This is a genomic window from Pantoea sp. USHLN256 (assembly GCF_037149875.1).
Lineage (GTDB): Bacteria > Pseudomonadota > Gammaproteobacteria > Enterobacterales > Enterobacteriaceae > Pantoea > Pantoea nemavictus.
In genome coordinates, this window is sequence record NZ_JBBCQO010000003.1 from 282,137 (window position 1) to 302,562 (window position 20,426).

The window sequence follows — 20,426 nt, forward strand, 5'->3', positions numbered from 1 at the left end:
AAAATGAAATGGCTGATCGGACTTGTTCGGCTTACAACTGTACGCTAGAGTGCACGTCAATCCAAAAGAGTGGAACGAGGACTATTGAATGAAACGTGCAGTGATTACTGGCCTGGGTATTGTTTCCAGCATTGGTAATAACCAGCAAGAAGTGCTGGCTTCTCTGCGTGAAGGCCGTTCGGGTATTACTTTCTCTGAAGAGATGAGAGATGCCGGTATGCGCAGCCACGTATGGGGCAACGTCAAACTGGATACCAACGGGCTCATCGATCGCAAAATCGTGCGTTTTATGAGTGATGCTTCGATCTACGCTTACCTGTCTATGGCTGAAGCTATCAAAGATTCTGGCCTGACTGACGAACAGTATCAGCAAAATCCACGCGTTGGCCTGATTGCCGGCTCTGGCGGCGGTTCTCCGCGTTATCAGGTGTTTGGTGCGGACGCGATGCGTAGCCCACGCGGCCTGAAAGCGGTGGGTCCTTATGTGGTAACCAAAGCGATGGGTTCAGGCGTTTCGGCTTGCCTGGCAACCCCGTTTAAAATCCACGGCGTTAACTACTCAATCAGTTCAGCTTGTGCGACTTCTGCACACTGCATCGGTAACGCCGTTGAGCAGATTCAGCTGGGCAAACAGGACATCGTATTTGCTGGCGGCGGCGAAGAGCTGAGCTGGGAAATGGCTTGTGAGTTCGATGCGATGGGCGCGCTGTCGACCAAATACAACGAATCACCTGAAAAAGCGTCACGCACTTACGATGCCAACCGCGACGGTTTCGTCATCGCAGGCGGCGGCGGTATGGTGGTAGTGGAAGAGCTGGAACACGCTCTGGCACGTGGTGCACACATCTACGCTGAAATCGTGGGCTACGGCGCCACTTCAGATGGCGCAGATATGGTTGCTCCTTCAGGCGAAGGCGCCGTGCGCTGCATGAAAATGGCAATGCAAGGCCTGGATACCCCAATTGATTACCTCAACACGCACGGCACCTCAACGCCAGTGGGTGATGTGAAAGAGCTGGGTGCAATTCGCGAAGTGTTCGGCGACAACTCACCGTCCATCTCTGCCACCAAAGCCATGACCGGTCACTCTCTGGGTGCGGCGGGCGTGCAGGAAGCGATCTACACCTTGCTGATGCTGGAGCACGGTTTTATCGCGCCAAGCATTAACATTGAAGAGCTGGATGAAGCCGGTAAAGGTCTGAACATCGTGACCAAGCCGACCGAAAAAGCGTTGACTACCGTGATGTCGAACAGCTTCGGTTTTGGCGGCACCAACGCCACGCTGACTATGCGCAAACTATAACCCGTCATACTTCGAGCCGTGGGTGCGTTGGCTGCGTATGCTCACCCCAGTCACTTACTTCAGTAAGCTTCTGGGGATTTACATACTTGCCGGCTTCCCACAACTCGAATTATTTAGGGTTATCTTCCAGAATATACCTAAGGGCCGGCTAATCCGGCCCTTGTTGTTTTTGACAACTCACCTCCTGCTTGCCTACACTCTCTTTCCATCCGAAACAAAATTATCACTTCCTGCTAAATGTGAACCAAATATCCCGTTTCTGTTATGGCAGCAAGCGTGAGTCTGGTTATTACAAGGAGTTCGACCGATCATGACCACGACTGCTGACGCGCAGGCGCAATCCGTTTTGCCCTTAGCCTGCACCTCCTTTGCGGTGTTTCTGACTTATCTGACCGCCGGCCTGGCGCTGCCGGTGATCCCGCTGTATGTCCATCAGGAACTCGGCATGAGCAATCTGATGGTCGGTGTAGCAGTGGGTATTCAGTTCTTTGCCACGCTGTTGACGCGTAGCTTTGCCGGCCGTCGTGCCGATCAACACGGCGCGAAGCTGACTACGCAGCACGGCATGATTGCCATTGCATTGGTGGGCGTGGCTTATCTGGCTGCCGCGCTGTTGCCGGTTTCACCCTGGGCGAAATTTGGTTTGCTGGCGCTGGGGCGCCTGATGTTGGGATTTGGTGAAAGCTTACTGCTGACCGGAAACCTCACCTGGGGGATGGGGCTGGTGGGCAGTAAACGTTCTGGCCTGGTGATGTCGTGGAACGGCATGGCGATTTACGGATCGCTGGCGGCTGGCGCTCCGCTGGGCTTGCTGATTAATCAGCATGGCGGTTTTGCCGCACTCGGTGCGGTTGCGCTGCTGTTGCCATTGTTGTCACTGGCGATCAATTGCTGGATTCGCAAGGTGCCGGTTGTTGGCGGCGAGCGCCCCTCGCTGTTCAGCGTGGTAAAAACCATCTTCCAGCCGGGACTGGCGCTGGCGCTGCAGGGCACCGGTTTTGCCGTCATCGGTACTTTCACTTCACTCTATTTTGCGGCGGAAAACTGGGGCAATGCCGGTTTCGCACTCACCGCCTTTGGCTGCGCATTTGTATTGGTGCGCGTGTTCTTTGGCGGCTTGCCGGATCGGCACGGTGGCGTAAAAGTGGCGATGGTGTCATTGCTGGTAGAAACTGCCGGCTTACTGCTGCTGGCGTTTGCTAGTTCCGGCTGGATGGCGCTGATTGGCGCGGCGTTGACCGGCTGCGGTTGCTCGCTGATCTTCCCCGCGCTGGGCGTCGAAGTGATTAAGCGCGTATCACCGCAGATTCGCGGTACTGCGCTCGGTGGCTTCTCCGCTTTTCAGGATATCGCTTACGGTGCCAGCGGCCCCTTAACCGGTTTACTGGCGACGGCGCTGGGCTACGGTTCGGTGTATGTTGCCGGCGCCTGCTGCGCCGCGCTGGGAATTTTGGTTACCTGGACGTTTGCGCGTGGAGCGACAACAGCGTAACCAATTTATCGCAGGCGCTGACAATTTCTCCGGGCGTCAGCGCCGCAAACCCCAGCAGCCAACCTGATTGCCTTGCATCATTGGCATAAAGCGGTGACAGACGCGGCAGCAACAATCCCGTCTCTTTAGCCTGTGCGGTTAAGTGCGCTTCATCCCCCTGGATTAGCTGCACCGTCAACTGTAAGCCTCCCGCCGCCGGTAGTGGTTGTAGCCAGGTTTGCAGACGCGTTTCGATTTGTTCGAGCAAGCAGTCACGTCGACTGCGATACAGCTGGCGCATCAGGCGCAGATGGCTGGCAAAATGGCCTTGTTGCAGAAACTCTGCGGTGATCGCCTGTGGCAGCAGTGCGCTGTGGCCATCCATCACGCTGCGCGCGCGGCCCAGCGCCTCAACCAACTGCGGTGGCACGACCATCCACGCCAGCCGCAGCGAGGGGAACAGCGTTTTGGAAAAGGTGCCGAGGCAAATCACCCGACCATCCGCTTCTAATCCTTGCAACGCCGGGGCTGGGCGATCCTCATAGTGAAATTCGCTGTCGTAATCATCCTCAATCAACCAGCTATCATGCTGCTGCGCCCACGCCAGCCACTGTAACCGGCGCGCCAGGCTCATTGGCGTGCCGGTTGGATAGTGGTGCGCGGGCGTCAGATACACCAACTTCGCGCTGCCGTTGAGGGGAACGGCACCTTCTGCATCCAGCGGCATAGCGCGACAGTTCGCCCCGGCGGCGAGAAACGCGTTGCGTGCGCCGGGATAACCCGGCTCCTCCAGCCACACTTCATCGCCTGCATCGAGGAACATCAGCGCCAGTAACTGCAGCGCCTGCTGTGAACTGGTGAGCATCACCACCTGTTCTGCCGAGCAGCGTACGCCGCGTGAAAGTGCCAGATAGTCGGCCACCGCCCGCCGCAGCGATGGCAGCCCGAGCGGATCGCCATAGCCCATCACTTTGCTGCCCAGCGAACGCTGCACCTGATTGCTGATGCGACGCCACTGCGCGTGCGGGAAGGCGCGTAACTCTGGCGAACCCGCGGCAAACGCATGTGGAAAGGGCGGATCCTGACAGCCACCGGTTGCCAGCACCTGCTGGCCGCGCTGGGAAAAGTGCGGTGAGCGGTCGATAGGTGCTTTCACTGCGGGCGGCGCCATCTTAATGGAGACAAACGTGCCGCGCCCGCCGTGGCGCTGCAGATAGCCTTCGCTTTCCAGCTGCGCGTAAGCGGCTTCCACCGTCACGCGCGACAGCGATAAATCGTGCGCCAGCTGGCGGCTGGAAGGCAGTCTCTGCGCGTGTCGCAGATGTCCGCTGGCAATCGCCTGGCGCAAGGTATTGCACAAGCGCTGACGTAAACCACCTTGTGGCTGATGGCTAAACAGGGCCAAAAATGACGTGTTCATCGCGGTCTTATCGCATCGCTAAAAGTGGTATCAGGATGCAGACCACTTTGCCGTAAACTGAGGGAAAATCACAACAGGAGAATGCGATGTCAGCGGTATTGAACGTTGCGCCAGCCAGCGCGAATGAAAGCGTGGCCTATTTGCAACATAAACTGGCGTACTACACCGATGCGTGGGATTTGGCGGAAGATCTGGCGCAGGGTATCACAGCGATTGTGGTGATCGACGCGCGCTCCAGCGAGGTTTATCAGGCGGGACACCTTTGTGGCGCGATATCGTTTCCGCATCGCACCATGAATGCGCAATCCACGGCGCATCTCGATCGCAGCAAAGTGTATGTCACCTATTGCGACGGCATTGGCTGTAACGGCTCAACCAAAGCCGCACTTAAGCTGGCATCGCTGGGTTTTCAGGTGAAAGAGTTAATTGGTGGGCTGGATTTCTGGAAGCGCGATGGTCATCCGCTGGCGTGGGGTGCGGCAGCGGGCGAATGGCCGCACGCCACGCCCGCTGCCAACTGCGGCTGCTAGATAAACAGCCACAACAGGAAGATGAACACGAAAATCGCAACAATCAACGTCAGGGCAGGGCGCTGAGCCAGCGGCTGCGGCAGCATCTGAATAAACGGCGACCAAATGGGCTGCGGGCGAATTTCATTATCCGCCAGCGGCTGTTCATGCAGTTTTTCAGCGCGGCGGCTAAACAGCAGATTCAGCAAATCCTGCGTCTGCGCCGGCGTTAACACGGTATTCGGCAGCGCCTGGAAACGCTGCTGGCTGTAATCCTCCAGCAGTCGCTGTTCATCATGGGTAAGCGGCTGCTTCAATGAGGTTTCCAGCATCTGCAAGGTCGGCGCGCTATGCTGCGCCAGCGTTTGACGTACCTGCAAATACTGCGTGAGCAGCGGGAAGTGGCGTGAAGGGATTGGATCGCCACTTTTCAGATTCACCAGCTTCAGCGTATCGGCCAGCAGCTTCACCGGTGATTCGCCGGTGGTAGCCGCAAGGCGTGTCACCTGCTGATTCAGCGATTGCTGCTCTGCCGGAAGCAGGCTGCGGTCGGAAACGCGCGTTTGCTGCGGCTGCGGAATCGCCATCTGGCCATTTTGCAGCATGGTCAGCACCTGACGCAGCTGATCCTGCGACAGCGCACTCAATACCGTTTGGTTAAACTGCTGACGAATAAAGTCGCTTACCGCCTGACGATTGTTGCCCTGCGGCAGTTTTTCCAGCAGCTGCTGCAATAACTGGCGCGTGGCGAGGCTATTTTGCACCTGGGTTAAGCGACCATTGAGATGCTGTTCCGCCGCCGGGAAGTGGCGTGATTGCAGCTCGGCTTCACTCTTTACGCCGACTTCGTGGCGGACACCGGCCCACAACTCTGGCGCTTTAAGCGTGCTCAGCGACATGATGCGCACAATCAGGCGCTCCAGCGTGGTGCGCTGGGCAGGAGTCAAGGGCTGTTCACCGGCTGGACCACCCGGACGTGTCGGGCCAGTTGCTTGAGATAAAGGGGAACGATCGCCCGCGGGCACACCGGGACCGCTGAGAGGTTGCATGGCGGAATCCTTGAAAACGGGTCAGATCCGGGTGCGCCGGAAAAAAGAGGCCACATGATAGCAAAAGCCCCCAGGAAATCCACGGGGGCTGCGGCCTTTCCGGATAATAAAATCAGGCGGCGGGGTCGGGAAGGGTGGCGTTGCGCGGCTTGCGTAACGGGGTTTTCAGACGTTGCGCCAGAATTACGCCCACTAACGTCATGCCACCACCAATCCAGTGATAGGCATGCAGCTGCTCATGCAGGAACATCACCGCAATAATCGCCGTAAACACCGGTACGAAATTCATAAAAATGCTGGTGGTGCTGGCACCCAGACGTTGCACGCCCAGAATCCACAGGAACGGCGCAATAATCGACGCAAACAGTCCGGCATACAGCACCAGCGGCACATTATGCATATTAAGCGTCACGTCCGGCGCGCGCAGGAAACCGGGCAGCAGCAGCAGCACGCCGAAGAAAATCTGCACGTACAGGCTTTGCCAGGTCGGCAGCGGAATGGCCCAGCGCTTGGTCAGCACGCCGTACAAGGCGTAGGAGGTTGATGCCGCCAGCATCATCAGTTCGCCATTGCCGAGACGCTGATTGAGCAGCTGCGCCGGATTGCCTTCGCTCACCAGCCACACTAAACCGGCGAACGACAGCAGGCCGCCAATCAAAATACCGCGGGTTGGCGCGAGGCGCAGCACCACCAGGCTAAGCAGAATGGTCAACAGCGGAATGGTCGCGCCGAGAATCCCCATCATCACCGCCGACACGCTGTGTGCCGCATAATAGGCGAGACTTTGATACAGCACCATGCCGAGCAGCCCGAGGATCAGCAAGCGCCAGCCGTTGGCTTTGATCGTCTGACGATGGCGCCATACGCCCGGCAGGCAAAACGGTGCCAGCACCACCAGCGCCAATAACCAGCGATAGAAGGAGATCGCCGCAGGATCGATACTTCCTGCCGAGAGTTTGCTGACGATAGTGTTGATCGACCAGATCAGCACCGCGATCAGCGGAAACAGTAAATTCATGATACAGCTCCTCAAATAATCGCGAATAGTTTACGTTTGACCGGTTTAAAGTAGATAGTTAAAATCGGACAATATTCGTTAGTGACCGGACAGAATGAATCTTCAAGTTGAATACCAGCCGCCGATTGATGCGCCTTTACTGCGCTACTTTATGCGTTACGACGAAGTCAACGCGAAGACCGAATACCTAGCGCACGCGCACGATTGGGGGCAGGTAATTTTCGTCACTAGCCATGTGCTGGAGATGGAAGTGGAGGGGGAACGTCTGCTGACGCCCGCAGATATCCCGATCTGGATCCCGGCGGGTCATCGCCACAGCAGCTATAACCACAACGATGCGCGTTTTCGCACCTTCAATCTTGCCGCCGATCTCTGCGCAGGCCTGCCGGAAAAAGCCTGCTTGTTGCATGTCGATGCCATCGCGCACGCCATCATGAATGATTTTGCCCGTCGTGAATTGGCGCAGCCGCAAACGCAGGCCGACTGGCGTTTGTGCGAGGTGTTGATTGATCGCCTGCGGCAGGCGCCGGTGCATAACAGCTATTTACCGATGACGGATGACAAATTTCTTGCGCCAATTTTGCGGGCGCTGGAAGCCCATCCCGGCGATAACACCACGCTGGCACAATGGGCGAAGCGCGTGTTTACCACCGAGCGTACGCTAGCGCGACGCTGTCAGCAGCAGCTGAATATGTCGTTCAGCGAGTGGCGGCAGCGTTTACGCTTTCTGCGCGCGATTGCGCTGCTTGAGCAGGGCTGCAGCGTGCAGGGCATCGCCCATGAGCTGGGTTACAGCTCGGCTTCGGCGCTGATTGTGATGTTCCAGCAGCAGGCCGGAACCACGCCCGATCGCTATCGCAGTCGGTTAGGTTAATCCTCGGCTTTATGCCAAAATATGCCCCGTTGATTTCAACCAGACAGGACCGCCGCAGTGAAAATTCTCGTCGATGAAAATATGCCTTATGCCCGTGAACTGTTCAGCCGCACCGGCGATGTGTTAGCGGTGCCGGGACGTCCGTTGCCGGAAGCGGAGCTGCAGGATGCCAGCGGATTGATGGTACGTTCGGTTACCAAAGTGAACGCGGCGCTGCTGGCCGGCACGCCGGTGAAGTTTGTCGGCACCGCGACCGCGGGAACCGATCATATTGATGAGGCGTCGCTGGCGGCGGCAGGTATCAGCTTCTCTGCTGCGCCAGGGTGTAACGCCATTGCAGTGGTGGAATATGTTTTCTCCTCGCTGCTGCTGCTGGCGGAGCGCGATGGCTTCGAACTGCGCGATCGTACGGTGGGCATTGTTGGCGTGGGTAATGTGGGTGGTCGTCTGCAAAAGCGTCTTGCGGCGTGGGGTGTGAAAACCTTGCTATGCGATCCTCCGCGCGCCGATCGCGGCGATGAGGAAACCTTCCATTCTCTCGATGAGCTGGTGGCGCAGGCCGATATCCTGACCTTCCACACGCCACTGTTTAAAGATGGCCCGTATAAGAGCTGGCATCTGGCCGATGCGGCACTGCTGATGGCGCTTAAACCCAACACTATTTTAATCAACGCCTGTCGCGGTCCGGTGGTAGATAACGCCGCGCTGTTGGAAGTGTTGAAGATGCGTCACGATCTTAGCGTGGTGCTGGATGTGTGGGAGCCGGAGCCGGACTTGTCGCTCGACCTGCTGGATAAAGTCGATATCGCCACTGCACATATCGCCGGTTACACGCTGGAAGGTAAAGCGCGCGGTACCACGCAGGTGTTTGAAACCTGGTGCGACTTTATCGGTCAGCCGCAGCAAGTTGCACTTGAGAGTCTGCTGCCTGCGCCCGAATTTGGCGCGATTACCCTGCGCGGTAAGCTCGATCAGCCAACGCTAAAACGCTTAGTGCATCTGGTGTATGATGTGCGCCGCGACGATGCGCCACTGCGCAAAGTGGCAGCAAAGCCGGGCGAGTTTGATCGCCTGCGCAAGCAGTATGAAGAGCGTCGCGAGTGGTCATCGCTGCAGGTGAATTGCGATGATGCCGAAACGGCGGCGATGCTCAATCAACTGGGCTTTCGCGCCAGTTTGTAAAGATATTTCAATCACCTGCAAAAATGCGGGGGATAATTCCTAAATCTCGGGCGATGTTTTCATCGCCTTCTGTTTTTGTGTCATTGTCTGGAGTAAACCAACATGTCTGACGGCTGGAATATCGCGCTACTGGGCGCAACAGGCGCAGTAGGGAACGCTGTACTGGAACTGCTGGCGGAACGCCAGTTCCCGGTTGGTGAGTTGTATTTACTGGCGAGTGAAAACGGTGCCGGTGAGAACAAACGTTTTGAGGGGCGTACCGTGCTGGTGCAGGATGCGGCCGAGTTTGACTGGACGCAGGTGCAGCTGGCGTTTTTCACCGCCGGACGTGAAGCTTCGGCACGCTATGCCGAAGAAGCAGCGAGCCAGGGTTGTCTGGTGATTGATAGCAGCGATCTGTTTGCGCTTGAACCGGATGTGCCGCTGGTGGTGCCAGATGTGAACCCACAGGTGCTGGCGGATTATCGCAACCGTAACATCATTACCGTGGCCGACAGCCTGGTGAGCCAGCTGCTGTGCTCCATTAAACCGCTGGTGGATCTGGCTGGTCTGAGCCGTTTGCAGGTGACCAACCTGATTGCCGCTTCCAGCCACGGTAAAGCGGCGGTTGATGGTCTGGCCGGTGAAAGTGCGCGCTTGCTGAACGGCGTGCCTGCCGAGCAGCACTATTTTGGTCGCCAACTGGCGTTCAACATTCTGCCGCTGCTGGCTGACAACAACGGCAGCGTGGAGAGTGAGCGTCGCGTGGTTGAGCAGGTGCGTAAGGTGCTGCAGGACGAAGGTTTGCCGATTGCGGTCAGCAGCGTGCAGGCACCGGTGTTCTACGGCAATGCGCAGATTGTGCATGTGGAGAATCTGCGTCCGCTGTCGGCAGAAGAAGCGCGCGATGAACTCGGCCGCTCTGGTGATATCAACCTGAGTGAAGAGAGCGATTATCCAACGCAAGTGGGCGATGCATCTGGCAGCGACGTGCTGAGCATTGGCTGCGTACGCAATGATTACGGCATTCCGGAGTTGCTGCAGTTCTGGTCTGTAGCAGACAACATCCGCTTTGGCGGCGCACTGATGGCGGTGAAAACGGCCGAGAAGCTGGTGCAGGAGTATTTCTATTAATGTTGCCTGAAGGTAAGACGCTTAAGCTGGCGTTGGGTATTGAGTACGATGGCAGCCGTTACTACGGCTGGCAGCGACAAAATGAAGTGCGCAGCGTGCAGGAAAAGCTTGAAAAGGCGCTGTCGAAGGTGGCGGATCATCCGGTAGTGGTGTTCTGCGCCGGCCGCACCGATGCGGGTGTGCACGGTACCGGGCAGGTGGTGCATTTCGAAACCACCTCGCCGCGCGCTGATGCGGCCTGGACGCTCGGTGTTAACGCCAATCTGCCCGATGACATCGCGGTACGTTGGGTGAAAGCGGTGCCGGACGATTTCCATGCGCGCTTTAGCGCTACCGCGCGTCGCTATCGCTACGTGATTTATAACCATCGGCTGCGTCCGGCGATTTTAGGTAATGGCATCACCCATTATTACCACCCGCTGGATGTGGAAAAGATGCAGCGCGCTGGCCAGGCGCTGATTGGTGAGAACGATTTCACCTCGTTCCGTGCGGTGCAGTGCCAGTCACGCACCCCGTGGCGCAACGTGATGCATCTCAACGTTTCGCGTCATGGACCGTACGTGGTGGTCGACATCAAAGCCAATGCGTTTGTGCACCATATGGTACGCAATATTGTGGGCAGCCTGATGGAAATCGGCACGGGCAATCAGCCGGAAGAGTGGATGGCGACCTTGCTGGCAGCCAAAGATCGTAAGCTGGCGGCGGCGACGGCCAAAGCCGAGGGACTTTATCTGGTGGCGGTGGATTATCCATCCCACTTTGCATTACCTCAGCCTGCGTTGGGACCGTTGTTCCTCGCGGATTAACCATTAATCTAGGATGTATACCCTAAATAATTCGAGCGGCAGCAAGGCGGCAAGTGGGTGAATCCTCGGGCGCTTACTCCAGTAAGTGATCGAGGTGAGCGCCCGCAGCTAACGAAGCTGCGGCTTGAAGTCTGACGGGTATCGGGGAGTTGTCGTTATATGGAGTTTATCCACTTTTTGGTCGATTTTATTCTGCATATTGATGTGCATTTGGCCGAGCTGGTGGCGCAGTACGGCGTGTGGATTTACGCCATTCTGTTCCTGATTCTGTTCTGTGAAACCGGTTTGGTGGTCACGCCATTCCTGCCCGGCGATTCGCTGCTGTTCGTGGCAGGTGCACTGGCGGCCTTGCCGGGTAACGATCTCAACGTGCATCTGATGGTAACGCTGCTAGTGATCGCCGCCATCCTCGGTGATGCGGTGAACTACACTATTGGGCGTCTGTTTGGTGAGAAGCTGTTCAGTAACCCGAACTCGAAAATTTTCCGTCGCAGTTACCTCGATAAAACCCATGCGTTCTACGATCGCCACGGCGGCAAAACCATTATACTTGCGCGCTTTGTACCAATCGTGCGAACCTTTGCCCCCTTTGTGGCGGGGATGGGACATATGTCTTATCGCCACTTCGCGCTCTATAACGTAACGGGTGCACTGCTGTGGGTACTGCTCTTCTCTTACGCCGGTTACCTGTTTGGCGACTTGCCGATTGTGCAGGAGAACCTGAAGCTACTGATTGTCGGCATCATCGTGGTTTCAATACTGCCAGGCGTAATTGAAGTGTGGCGTCATCGCCGTCAGCAGAAGTCACAGTAAGCTCGTTACCAGATTTTTATCCACAGCGTGAACGGGTTGTGGTTTAATGAGCGACATTTACGGCCTGCTGAAGGTGATTTCAGCAGCAATGAGAAGACTGGACCAGGTCAGCATTAAATAGAAAGGTCATCAATGAGCTGGATTGAACGCATACTGAATAAAAGCACTGCCACGCCAACGCGCAAAGCCAGCATCCCGGAAGGGGTGTGGACCAAGTGCGATAGCTGTGGACAGGTGCTGTACCGCGCCGAGCTGGAGCGTAACCTCGAGGTCTGCCCGAAGTGCGACCATCACATGCGCATGCACGCCCGTGAGCGTCTGCATAGCATGCTGGATGAAGGTTCGCTGGTTGAGCTGGGTAGCGAGCTGGAACCGAAGGATCTGCTGAAGTTCCGCGATTCCAAGAAGTACAAAGACCGTTTGGTTGCCGCGCAAAAAGACACTGGCGAGAAAGATGCGCTGGTGGCGATGAAAGGCACGCTGCACGGTATGCCGATTGTCGCGGTCGCGTTTGAGTTCTCCTTTATGGGCGGATCAATGGGCTCTGTGGTTGGTGCGCGCTTTGTGCGTGGCGTTGAGCAGGCGTTGGAAGACAACTGCCCACTAATCTGCTTCTCTGCGTCAGGCGGTGCACGTATGCAGGAAGCACTGCAGTCGCTGATGCAGATGGCAAAAACCAGTGCTGCACTGGCGAAAATGCAGGAGCGCGGCTTGCCGTACATCTCCGTGCTGACCGACCCAACGATGGGCGGCGTTTCTGCCAGCTTCGCGATGCTGGGCGATCTCAACGTGGCGGAACCGAAAGCGCTGATTGGCTTTGCCGGTCCACGCGTTATCGAGCAGACCGTGCGCGAAAAACTGCCGCCGGGCTTCCAGCGCAGTGAGTTCCTGATTGAGAAAGGCGCGATCGACATGATCATCCGTCGTCCGGAAATGCGCTTTAAGCTGGCAAGCCTGCTGGCGAAAATGATGAACCTGCCAGCGCCGCTGCAGGATGGTAATCAGCCTGATGTGGCTGAGCCGGAGAGCAACGAAGCCTGACAGGCAACGGAAAGGTGCAGCGATGTTTCTTTCCTCCAATGCACCGTCTACACGAAATCATTCGAGCTGCAGCAAGGCGGCAAGTGAATACATCCCCGGGAGCTTACATCAGTAAGTGACCGGGGTGGATGAACGCAGCCAACGCCGCTGCAGCTTGAAGGATGATGTGTATTAATTAAGAACGGGACACATGGATAATTCTCTTCCTCAAGCCACGTCGCCTTTGGCCACGTGGCTTCATTATCTTGAGCATCTGCACTCGCAGGCCATTGAACTCGGTCTGGATCGTATTCAACGCGTTGCTGAACGCCTCGACCTGCTCAAACCTGCTCCGTTTGTCTTCACCGTTGCCGGTACTAACGGCAAAGGCACCACCTGTCGCACCCTGGAAACGCTGCTAATCGCTGCCGGTTATCGCGTCGGCGTCTACAGCTCGCCGCATCTGGTGCGTTACACCGAACGTGTACGTGTGCAGGGCGCAGAACTGGATGAAGCGCAGCACAGCGCCAGTTTTGCCGCGATTGAAGCCGGGCGCGGTGACATTTCTCTCACTTATTTTGAGTTCGGCACGTTGTCGGCTTTCAATCTGTTCCGCGCGGCGAATCTCGATGTGGTGATTCTCGAAGTTGGCCTTGGCGGACGTCTTGATGCCACCAACATTGTCGATGCCGATGTTTCGGTGATCACCAGCATCGCGCTGGATCACACCGATTGGCTGGGTCCGGATCGCGAAAGCATCGGTCGTGAAAAAGCCGGCGTGTTCCGTGCAGGCAAACCGGCGATAGTCGGTGAAGACGATATGCCGGGCACTATTGCGGATGTCGCGGCCGAGAAGGGCGCATTGCTGCTGCAGCGCAATTGCGACTGGCAATGGCAGCAAACCGGCAATAGCTGGATGTTGCAGGATGCAAAGGGTGAACTGCGCGATTTACCGTTACCGCAGGTACCTCTACCCAATGCTGCAACCGCACTTACCGCGTTACGTGCATCGGGCTTGAATGTCAGCGAAGCGATTATCCGTCAGCATCTGCCGCTGGCGATTCTGCCAGGGCGTTTCCAAACGGTGAGCGAAGCGCCACGCGTGATTCTGGATGTGGCACACAATCCTCATGCCGCTTATTATCTGGCTTCACGTCTGGCCGCTGAGCCGTTAAGTGGTCAGGTGCATGCGGTGGTAGGCATGCTGCATGATAAGGATATTGCCGGTACGCTGGCCGCGTTGGCACCTCAGGTGGATTGCTGGTACTGCGCGCCGCTCGAAGGGCCGCGAGGTGCCTCGGCCGACGAACTGTTGGCTCATCTGGAAAGCGGCGATGCTTACCGCAACGTTGAGGCGGCGTGGCAGGCAGCGCGTCAGCAGGCGCGTCCCGAAGATGTGATTCTGGTGTGTGGTTCTTTCCACACCGTAGCGCAGGTTATGGAATCGATGGCAGCGGAGAACGGCAGTGGCAAGTAAGTTTCAAAATCGCTTAGTCGGCACGGTTATTCTGGTGGCGATTGGCGTCATCGTTTTGCCGGGCCTGCTGGACGGCCAGAAAAAGCATTATAAAGAGGAGTTCGCCGCCATCCCGCTGGTGCCAAAACCGGACGATCAGCAGGATAGCGAAATGGTGCCGCCGGTGACGCAACCGCTGCCTTCGCAGCCACCGGAAGGGGCTGGCGCGGCACAGAACCCGGAGAGCGGTAAAACCGCCACCAACGGGAGCGCACAGCCGACGCAGAACAGCGAGCCCAGCGTCGTCACGCCGCCGCCGGTGCATCAACAGGTGCAGCCGAAACCGGTGGAACAGCCGAAGCCAAAACCGGTTGAGCAGCCGAAACCGAAACCGGTGGAACAGCCGAAGCCGAAACCGGTTGAGCAACCGAAGCCGAAGCCAGTCGAACAGCCGAAGCCGGTTGAGCAGCCAAAACCGGTAGAAACGCCGAAGCAAAGTGAGCCCGCAGCGCCAGCCGGTCAGGCGTTTGTGGTACAGCTCGGTGCCCTGAAGAACGCGGCGAAAGTGAGTGAGATTGTCGCGCAACTGCGTCTCTCGGGCTATCGCGCCTTTACCGTGCCGTCAACGCCGGTGCAGGGGCAAATCACTCGCATTTATGTCGGTCCGGATGCGAATAAGGCCAAGCTACAAGGTTCATTGAGTGAGCTGCAAAGCATCTCCGGCCTCGGTGGTGTGGTGAAACCGTATAGCGCGCGATAAAGCGTTGATAAGCCGCGCCGATGGCAGAAAAAGGCGCGGCTTTATAAAACTTTTGTAGCGAAGCGCGGCCATAAAATCATTGAATATCAGTGGATTAAATCGCTGGTAATACACAGGGCGAGGAAAGTTTTTTTCATCGCCCTTTTTACGGAAACAGAACCGGAAAACCCTACGCAAACGTTTTCTTTTTCTGTTAGAATGCGCCCCGAACTGGATGCAGGGGTGCGATAGCACTGGGCTGGAAGAGTTCATGATCTGGATTGATTACGTCATTATTGCGGTAGTTGGTTTTTCGGCTCTGGTCAGCCTGATTCGTGGGTTTGTCCGGGAAGCCTTATCTCTCGTTACCTGGGGATGTGCGTTTTTTGTCGCCAGTCATTATTACGCCTACCTTGCAGTCTGGTTTACAGGTTTTGACGACGAACTGGTTCGCAACGGCATCGCCATCGCGGTGTTATTCGTTGCCACTCTGATTGTGGGTGCCATCGTGAACTATGTGATCGGCTCGCTGGTTGAAAAAACCGGCTTGTCAGGAACCGACAGGGTGTTGGGGGTCTGTTTTGGGGCGTTGCGTGGCGTACTGATCGTGTCTGCTATGCTGTTCTTCCTCGATACATTCACCGGCTTTTCCAAAAGCCCCGACTGGCAACAGTCGCAACTTATTCCCGAGTTCAGTTACATCATCAGGTGGTTTTTCGATTACCTGAAAAGCACGTCGAGTTTTTTACCCCGGTGACACCATCGGGAGTGCGGCTAATGAGGAAATGACAATATGTGCGGTATTGTTGGTATCACCGGTTTTATGCCAGTAAACCAGTCAATCTATGACGCGTTAACGGTGCTTCAGCACCGCGGGCAGGATGCCGCCGGCATTTGTACCATCGATGCTATTAACTGCTTCCGTTTGCGTAAAGCCAACGGTCTGGTAAGCGATGTGTTCGAAGCGCGTCACATGCAGCGTTTACAGGGCAACATCGGGATTGGTCATGTGCGCTACCCAACGGCAGGCAGCTCCAGCGCCTCTGAAGCGCAACCTTTCTACGTGAACTCCCCTTATGGCATCACCCTGGCGCATAACGGTAACCTGACCAACGCGCACGAACTGCGTAAACAGCTGTTCGAAACGGGCCGCCGTCACGTTAATACCACCTCAGATTCCGAAATCCTGCTAAACATTTTTGCGCAGGAGCTGGACCGTTTTCAGCACTATCCGCTGGAAGCTGACAACATTTTTGCTGCGGTGGCGGCGGTGCATCAGCAGGTGCGCGGCGCTTACGCGGTCGTTTCTATGATTATCGGCCACGGTATGGTCGCTTTCCGCGATCCCAACGGTATTCGTCCGCTGGTGCTGGGCAAACGCGTCATTGCCGACGGCCGCACGGAATACATGGTCGCGTCGGAAAGCGTTGCGCTCGACACGCTGGGCTTCGAGTTCATTCGTGACGTAGCGCCGGGCGAAGCGGTGTACATCACCGAGCAGGGCCAGCTCTCTACCCGTCAGTGTGCGGAAAACCCGAAAACCAATCCATGCCTGTTCGAGTACGTCTATTTTGCGCGCCCGGACTCATTCCTCGACAAAATCTCGGTGTACAGCGCCCGTGTGCGTATGGGCACCAAGCTGGGTGATAAAATTGCCCGCGAGTGGGAAGATCTGGATATCGACGTGGTGATTCCGATTCCGGAAACCTCAACCGATATCGCGCTGGAAATCGCCCGCATCCTCGATAAACCTTATCGTCAGGGATTTGTGAAAAACCGCTATGTTGGCCGCACCTTTATCATGCCGGGCCAGCAGCTGCGTCGCAGCGCGGTTCGCCGCAAGCTGAATGCCAACCGTGCCGAGTTCCGCGATAAAAACGTGCTGTTGGTGGATGACTCCATCGTCCGTGGCACCACTTCGGAGCAAATTATCGAGATGGCGCGTGAAGCGGGTGCGAAGCGGGTTTACCTGGCTTCTGCAGCGCCGGAAATTCGTTTCCCGAACGTGTACGGCATTGATATGCCTAGCGCTACTGAGCTGATCGCGCACGGTCGTGAAGTGGAAGAGATTCGTCAGCTGATTAAAGCCGATGCGTTGATTTTCCAGGACCTGAACGATCTGATCGAAGCGGTGCGTGAAGAGAATCCGGATATCGCGCAGTTCGAGTGTTCGGTATTCAACGGCATTTACGTCACCAAGGATGTCGACCAGCAGTACCTTGAGTATCTGCAGTCGCTGCGTAATGACGACTCTAAAGCCATTGCACGACAGACAGAAGTTGAAGGTCTGGAACTGCACAACGAAGGCTAAGCTCACCGTTGTGGCAGAATAAAAAGCAGGGCGGGCGCAATCCCGCCCTGTTTGTTTTTGTATTTTTGTTCAGCGAGCCGCTATCATTGCCGCAATCTGAACCAGCAAGGCTAAATTATGAAACGACTGATCATTGGCATTTCCGGCGCCAGCGGCGCAATTTACGGCGTGCGGATGTTGCAGGTACTGCAACCGCTGACGGAAGTGGAAACCCATTTGGTGATCAGTCCCGCCGCCCGCCAAACCCTGGCGCTGGAAACCGATTTCAGCCTGCGTGAGGTGCAAGCGATGGCCGATGTGGTGCACGACGTGCGCGATATTGCCGCCAGCATCTCCTCCGGCTCCTACAAAACCCTCGGCATGGCGATTGCGCCGTGCTCGATGAAAACGCTCTCCGGTATTGTGCATAGCTACAGCGATAGCTTGCTGACGCGCGCCGCGGATGTGGTGCTGAAAGAGCAGCGTAAGCTGGTGCTGTGCGTGCGCGAAACGCCGCTGCATCTGGGGCATCTGCGCATGATGACCACTGCCGCTGAACTCGGTGCGCTGATTATGCCGCCGGTACCGGCGTTTTATCACCGTCCCCAATCAATTGGCGATTTGGTCGATCAAACCGTCAATCGCGTACTCGATCAGTTTGATATCGAACTGCCGGAAGACCTTTTCACTCGCTGGAGCGGCGCATAATGGTGCAGTGATGCACTGACTGTGTGCAAATTCGGGGGCGCGATCACTGTTCGTGCATCTTGTGCACCAAAAGTTAACAATGTCGCTTTTTCTTCCTCACACCGCTGTTATATTTCCCTCACAAACTAAGTGCTTGCGCCGCTTATCGGCGCGGTATTTAGTGCGCCTGTGCAGCGTTTAGCCGATTCGCATAACTGGCATGAAACGTGCACATCTTACTGCGCAAACCAACACATCACGCACTACATAACAATAAGCACTTCACTTGAGGGTTACCTATGAAAAAGCGAGTTTTGGCTCTTTCTCTGATGCTGGCAATGGCAAGTAGCGCGAGTGTCTTCGCCGCTGTGCCGCAGTCGCTGCGTATCGGAACTGACCCGACTTATCCGCCATTCGAATCCAAGAACGCGCAGGGCCAACTGGTTGGCTTTGATATCGATCTGGCCAACGAAATTTGTAAGCGTATCAAGACAAAATGTACTTATGTAGAAAGTGATTTCGATGCGCTGATCCCTTCGCTGAAGGCGAAGAAAATTGACGCCATCATCTCTTCTCTCTCTATTACCGAGAAGCGCCAGGAAGAGATCAACTTCTCTGAAAAACTGTACGCGGCAAATGCTCGCTTAGTGGCGCCGAAAGGCTCAACGTTGCAGCCAACCATTGAATCACTGAAAGGCAAAAACATCGGTCTGCTGCAGGGCACCACCCAGGAAACTTATGCAAAAGAGTACTGGCAGCCGAAAGGCGTCACCGTTACGCCATACGCTAACCAGGACCTGGTATATCAGGACCTGAATGCGGGTCGTATCGATGCCGCGTTCCAGGATGAAGTTCAAGCGAGCGAAGGCTTCCTCAAGCAGCCGGTCGGCGCAAAATATGCATTTGCTGGTCCAGCGGTTAAAGACGATAAAATCTTTGGCGTCGGTACCGGTATGGGCTTGCGTAAAGATGACGCGGATCTGAAGGCAGCGATCGATAAAGCCTTTGGCGAAATGCGTAAAGACGGTACTTACGACAAGATTGCGAAAAAGTATTTCGACTTTAACGTGTACGGCGACTAACAATTCTGTTCCTGACCCTGTTCTTTGAGTTGCAGGAAGGTTGGTCATAAGTATTCACTCCGGGCGCTTACTTATGTAAACTGCCCGGCTTCATACGCTTGCCGCCACCCATCCTGCGATTCAAATTTCCTGGTTAGGACTGTCCGTCAGTTGGGCAGCGTTTGTAATTTACCCTCACGACAGGATTGAACTCATGTTGTATGGCTATTCCGAAGTAATCCTCAAGGGCACCCTTGTAACGCTGGAGCTGGCACTCAGCTCGGTGCTGCTGGCGGTGGTGCTCGGCCTGGTTGGCGCGGGCGCCAAACTCTCCCGCAATCGCCCGCTGGCGATGCTGTTCGAAGGCTACACCACCTTAATTCGTGGTGTTCCCGACTTAGTATTGATGCTGCTGATCTTCTACGGTCTGCAGATCGCCCTGAATACCCTCACCGATGCGCTGGGACTGGCCCAGTTTGATATCGACCCGATGGTCGCCGGTATCATTACGCTTGGCTTTATCTACGGCGCCTACTTTACCGAAACCTTCCGTGGTGCCTTTCTCGCCGTGCCTCGAGGACAGATCGAAGCGGCAACCGCCTTTGGTTTTACTGGCTCTCAGACCTTCCGGCGTATTCTATTCCCGGCAATGATGCGCTTTGCGCTGCCGGGCATCGGCAACAACTGGCAGGTCATTCTGAAAGCGACTGCGCTGGTGTCGCTGCTGGGGCTGGAAGATGTGGTGAAAGCCACGCAGCTGGCAGGTAAAAGTACCTGGCAGCCGTTCTACTTCGCCATTGTGGCAGGCGTGATTTATCTGGTATTTACCACGCTGTCGAACGGCGTGCTGTGGTGGCTTGAACGTCGCTACACGGTGGGTGTGAAAAGGGCAGAGCTATGATTGAGATTATTCAGGAGTATTGGAAACAGCTGCTCTGGACCGATGGTTATCGTTTTACCGGCATCGCGATTACCTTGTGGTTGTTGATCCTTTCTGTGGTGATCGGCGGTTCTTTGGCGGTGTTGCTGGCGATTGCGCGCGTCTCCTCCAACCGCTTTATCTCAACGCCGGTGTGGCTATTCACTTACGTGTTTCGCGGCACGCCGCTGTATGTGCAGCTGCTGGTGTTCTACTCCGGCATGTACACGCTGGAAGTGGTGAAAGGCACGGAGTTGCTGAATGCCTTCTTCCGCAGCGGACTGAACTGTACGCTGCTGGCGTTTACGCTCAATACCTGCGCTTATACCACCGAAATTTTTGCTGGCGCGATTCGTTCGGTGCCGCACGGTGAAATTGAAGCGGCACGCGCCTATGGCTTCTCCCCGTTTAAACTCTATCGCTGCATCATTCTGCCTTCGGCACTGCGCACGGCGCTGCCGGCGTACAGCAATGAAGTGATCCTGATGCTGCACTCCACTGCGCTGGCGTTCACTGCCACGGTGCCGGATCTGTTAAAAATTGCGCGCGATATCAACTCGGCCACCTATCAGCCGTTTACCGCGTTTGGCATTGCAGCGGTGCTGTATCTGATAATCTCTTACGGGTTGATTAGCTTGTTCCGCAAAGCCGAACAACGCTTCCTGGCACACGTAAAACCTTCTTCATCGCACTGAG

At 56.2% G+C, this 20,426-nt stretch carries 20 protein-coding genes; 17 read left to right on the plus strand and 3 right to left on the minus strand.

Translation table 11 applies throughout. The features are described 5' to 3' along the window. Positions 1-88 precede the first annotated feature (88 nt). Complete coding sequence (gene fabB, locus WFL93_RS10615) at positions 89-1,303, plus strand: beta-ketoacyl-ACP synthase I (RefSeq protein ID WP_049852910.1); 1,215 nt, start codon at positions 89-91, stop codon at positions 1,301-1,303. Between the two features lie 310 nt (positions 1,304-1,613). Continuing rightward, entirely contained in the window at positions 1,614-2,795 is a 1,182-nt protein-coding gene (locus tag WFL93_RS10620; protein WP_007889236.1) for an MFS transporter, read from the plus strand. On the opposite strand, the gene pdxR is transcribed toward WFL93_RS10620, so the two are convergent. Beyond that, on the minus strand, positions 2,758-4,194 hold the full coding sequence (pdxR, locus tag WFL93_RS10625) for a MocR-like pyridoxine biosynthesis transcription factor PdxR (RefSeq protein ID WP_336778081.1): 1,437 nt from the start codon (positions 4,192-4,194) through the stop codon (positions 2,758-2,760). The genes WFL93_RS10620 and pdxR overlap by 38 nt on opposite strands. Before the next feature lie 86 nt (positions 4,195-4,280). Between pdxR and WFL93_RS10630 the strand changes: the two genes are divergently transcribed. Further along, positions 4,281-4,724 (plus strand): rhodanese-like domain-containing protein, encoded by a 444-nt coding sequence (locus WFL93_RS10630; protein WP_007889239.1) that lies wholly within the window; start codon positions 4,281-4,283, stop codon positions 4,722-4,724. On the opposite strand, the gene flk is transcribed toward WFL93_RS10630, so the two are convergent. Together flk and WFL93_RS10640 are read right to left on the minus strand one after the other, a co-directional pair. Next, positions 4,721-5,752, minus strand: a complete 1,032-nt coding sequence (gene flk / locus WFL93_RS10635; protein ID WP_336778082.1) for a flagella biosynthesis regulator Flk — start codon at positions 5,750-5,752, stop codon at positions 4,721-4,723. The two genes, WFL93_RS10630 and flk, sit on opposite strands and share 4 nt — an antisense overlap. Positions 5,753-5,864: 112 nt before the next feature. Then, positions 5,865-6,770, minus strand: a complete 906-nt coding sequence (locus WFL93_RS10640) for a DMT family transporter (protein WP_336778083.1) — start codon at positions 6,768-6,770, stop codon at positions 5,865-5,867. 94 nt (positions 6,771-6,864) lie between these two features. Here WFL93_RS10640 and WFL93_RS10645 point away from each other — a divergent pair, with 94 nt between their 5' ends. The 14 genes from WFL93_RS10645 to WFL93_RS10710 all read left to right on the plus strand — a co-directional run bounded on the left by WFL93_RS10645 (position 6,865) and on the right by WFL93_RS10710 (position 20,425). Further along, positions 6,865-7,644: an AraC family transcriptional regulator gene (locus WFL93_RS10645; protein ID WP_336778084.1), complete on the plus strand. Its 780-nt coding sequence runs from the start codon at positions 6,865-6,867 to the stop codon at positions 7,642-7,644. A 57-nt stretch (positions 7,645-7,701) separates the two neighbouring features. Next, complete coding sequence (gene pdxB / locus WFL93_RS10650; protein ID WP_336778085.1) at positions 7,702-8,826, plus strand: 4-phosphoerythronate dehydrogenase PdxB; 1,125 nt, start codon at positions 7,702-7,704, stop codon at positions 8,824-8,826. A 102-nt stretch (positions 8,827-8,928) separates the two neighbouring features. Next, a complete protein-coding gene (locus WFL93_RS10655; RefSeq protein WP_007889262.1) occupies positions 8,929-9,939 on the plus strand; it encodes an aspartate-semialdehyde dehydrogenase in 1,011 nt (336 codons plus the stop codon). After that, positions 9,939-10,745, plus strand: a complete 807-nt coding sequence (gene truA, locus WFL93_RS10660) for a tRNA pseudouridine(38-40) synthase TruA (protein ID WP_180822215.1) — start codon at positions 9,939-9,941, stop codon at positions 10,743-10,745. Before WFL93_RS10655 ends, truA begins: the two co-directional genes overlap by 1 nt. Positions 10,746-10,904: 159 nt before the next feature. Then, positions 10,905-11,558 (plus strand): DedA family protein, encoded by a 654-nt coding sequence (locus WFL93_RS10665; RefSeq protein ID WP_007889266.1) that lies wholly within the window; start codon positions 10,905-10,907, stop codon positions 11,556-11,558. Positions 11,559-11,690: 132 nt separating this feature from the next. Then, positions 11,691-12,599, plus strand: coding sequence for an acetyl-CoA carboxylase, carboxyltransferase subunit beta (accD, locus tag WFL93_RS10670; RefSeq protein ID WP_007889268.1), 909 nt, complete (start codon positions 11,691-11,693; stop codon positions 12,597-12,599). A gap of 190 nt (positions 12,600-12,789) precedes the next feature. Continuing rightward, on the plus strand, positions 12,790-14,055 hold the full coding sequence (gene folC, locus WFL93_RS10675) for a bifunctional tetrahydrofolate synthase/dihydrofolate synthase (RefSeq protein WP_336778086.1): 1,266 nt from the start codon (positions 12,790-12,792) through the stop codon (positions 14,053-14,055). Continuing rightward, a complete protein-coding gene (dedD, locus tag WFL93_RS10680; protein ID WP_007889272.1) occupies positions 14,045-14,794 on the plus strand; it encodes a cell division protein DedD in 750 nt (249 codons plus the stop codon). The genes folC and dedD overlap by 11 nt, the downstream gene beginning before the upstream one ends. 250 nt (positions 14,795-15,044) lie before the next feature. After that, complete coding sequence (cvpA, locus tag WFL93_RS10685) at positions 15,045-15,530, plus strand: colicin V production protein (RefSeq protein WP_007889274.1); 486 nt, start codon at positions 15,045-15,047, stop codon at positions 15,528-15,530. A gap of 36 nt (positions 15,531-15,566) precedes the next feature. Next, a complete protein-coding gene (purF, locus tag WFL93_RS10690) occupies positions 15,567-17,084 on the plus strand; it encodes an amidophosphoribosyltransferase (protein WP_007889277.1) in 1,518 nt (505 codons plus the stop codon). Positions 17,085-17,201: 117 nt separating this feature from the next. Further along, positions 17,202-17,771 carry a UbiX family flavin prenyltransferase gene (locus tag WFL93_RS10695; protein WP_007889281.1) on the plus strand — a complete coding sequence of 190 codons (570 nt, stop codon included), beginning with the start codon at positions 17,202-17,204 and terminating at the stop codon, positions 17,769-17,771. A 278-nt stretch (positions 17,772-18,049) separates the two neighbouring features. After that, positions 18,050-18,832 (plus strand): lysine/arginine/ornithine ABC transporter substrate-binding protein ArgT, encoded by a 783-nt coding sequence (argT, locus tag WFL93_RS10700; protein WP_007889282.1) that lies wholly within the window; start codon positions 18,050-18,052, stop codon positions 18,830-18,832. Between the two features lie 193 nt (positions 18,833-19,025). Then, on the plus strand, positions 19,026-19,712 hold the full coding sequence (locus WFL93_RS10705; protein WP_007889283.1) for a histidine ABC transporter permease HisQ: 687 nt from the start codon (positions 19,026-19,028) through the stop codon (positions 19,710-19,712). Beyond that, the gene (locus WFL93_RS10710) at positions 19,709-20,425 is read left to right on the plus strand and encodes an ABC transporter permease (protein ID WP_049852898.1); all 717 of its coding nucleotides are present in this window, start codon (positions 19,709-19,711) and stop codon (positions 20,423-20,425) included. The genes WFL93_RS10705 and WFL93_RS10710 overlap by 4 nt, the downstream gene beginning before the upstream one ends. Position 20,426 lies beyond the last annotated feature (1 nt).

Coding starts and splice junctions, on each gene's coding strand:
- fabB (WP_049852910.1), top strand. CDS start 89: ATGAAACGTGCAGTGATTACTGGCCTGGGTATTGTTTCCAGCATTGGT.
- WFL93_RS10620 (WP_007889236.1), top strand. CDS start 1,614: ATGACCACGACTGCTGACGCGCAGGCGCAATCCGTTTTGCCCTTAGCC.
- pdxR (WP_336778081.1), bottom strand. CDS start 4,194: ATGAACACGTCATTTTTGGCCCTGTTTAGCCATCAGCCACAAGGTGGT.
- WFL93_RS10630 (WP_007889239.1), top strand. CDS start 4,281: ATGTCAGCGGTATTGAACGTTGCGCCAGCCAGCGCGAATGAAAGCGTG.
- flk (WP_336778082.1), bottom strand. CDS start 5,752: ATGCAACCTCTCAGCGGTCCCGGTGTGCCCGCGGGCGATCGTTCCCCT.
- WFL93_RS10640 (WP_336778083.1), bottom strand. CDS start 6,770: ATGAATTTACTGTTTCCGCTGATCGCGGTGCTGATCTGGTCGATCAAC.
- WFL93_RS10645 (WP_336778084.1), top strand. CDS start 6,865: ATGAATCTTCAAGTTGAATACCAGCCGCCGATTGATGCGCCTTTACTG.
- WFL93_RS10655 (WP_007889262.1), top strand. CDS start 8,929: ATGTCTGACGGCTGGAATATCGCGCTACTGGGCGCAACAGGCGCAGTA.
- truA (WP_180822215.1), top strand. CDS start 9,939: ATGTTGCCTGAAGGTAAGACGCTTAAGCTGGCGTTGGGTATTGAGTAC.
- WFL93_RS10665 (WP_007889266.1), top strand. CDS start 10,905: ATGGAGTTTATCCACTTTTTGGTCGATTTTATTCTGCATATTGATGTG.
- accD (WP_007889268.1), top strand. CDS start 11,691: ATGAGCTGGATTGAACGCATACTGAATAAAAGCACTGCCACGCCAACG.
- folC (WP_336778086.1), top strand. CDS start 12,790: ATGGATAATTCTCTTCCTCAAGCCACGTCGCCTTTGGCCACGTGGCTT.
- cvpA (WP_007889274.1), top strand. CDS start 15,045: ATGATCTGGATTGATTACGTCATTATTGCGGTAGTTGGTTTTTCGGCT.
- purF (WP_007889277.1), top strand. CDS start 15,567: ATGTGCGGTATTGTTGGTATCACCGGTTTTATGCCAGTAAACCAGTCA.
- WFL93_RS10695 (WP_007889281.1), top strand. CDS start 17,202: ATGAAACGACTGATCATTGGCATTTCCGGCGCCAGCGGCGCAATTTAC.
- argT (WP_007889282.1), top strand. CDS start 18,050: ATGAAAAAGCGAGTTTTGGCTCTTTCTCTGATGCTGGCAATGGCAAGT.
- WFL93_RS10705 (WP_007889283.1), top strand. CDS start 19,026: ATGTTGTATGGCTATTCCGAAGTAATCCTCAAGGGCACCCTTGTAACG.
- WFL93_RS10710 (WP_049852898.1), top strand. CDS start 19,709: ATGATTGAGATTATTCAGGAGTATTGGAAACAGCTGCTCTGGACCGAT.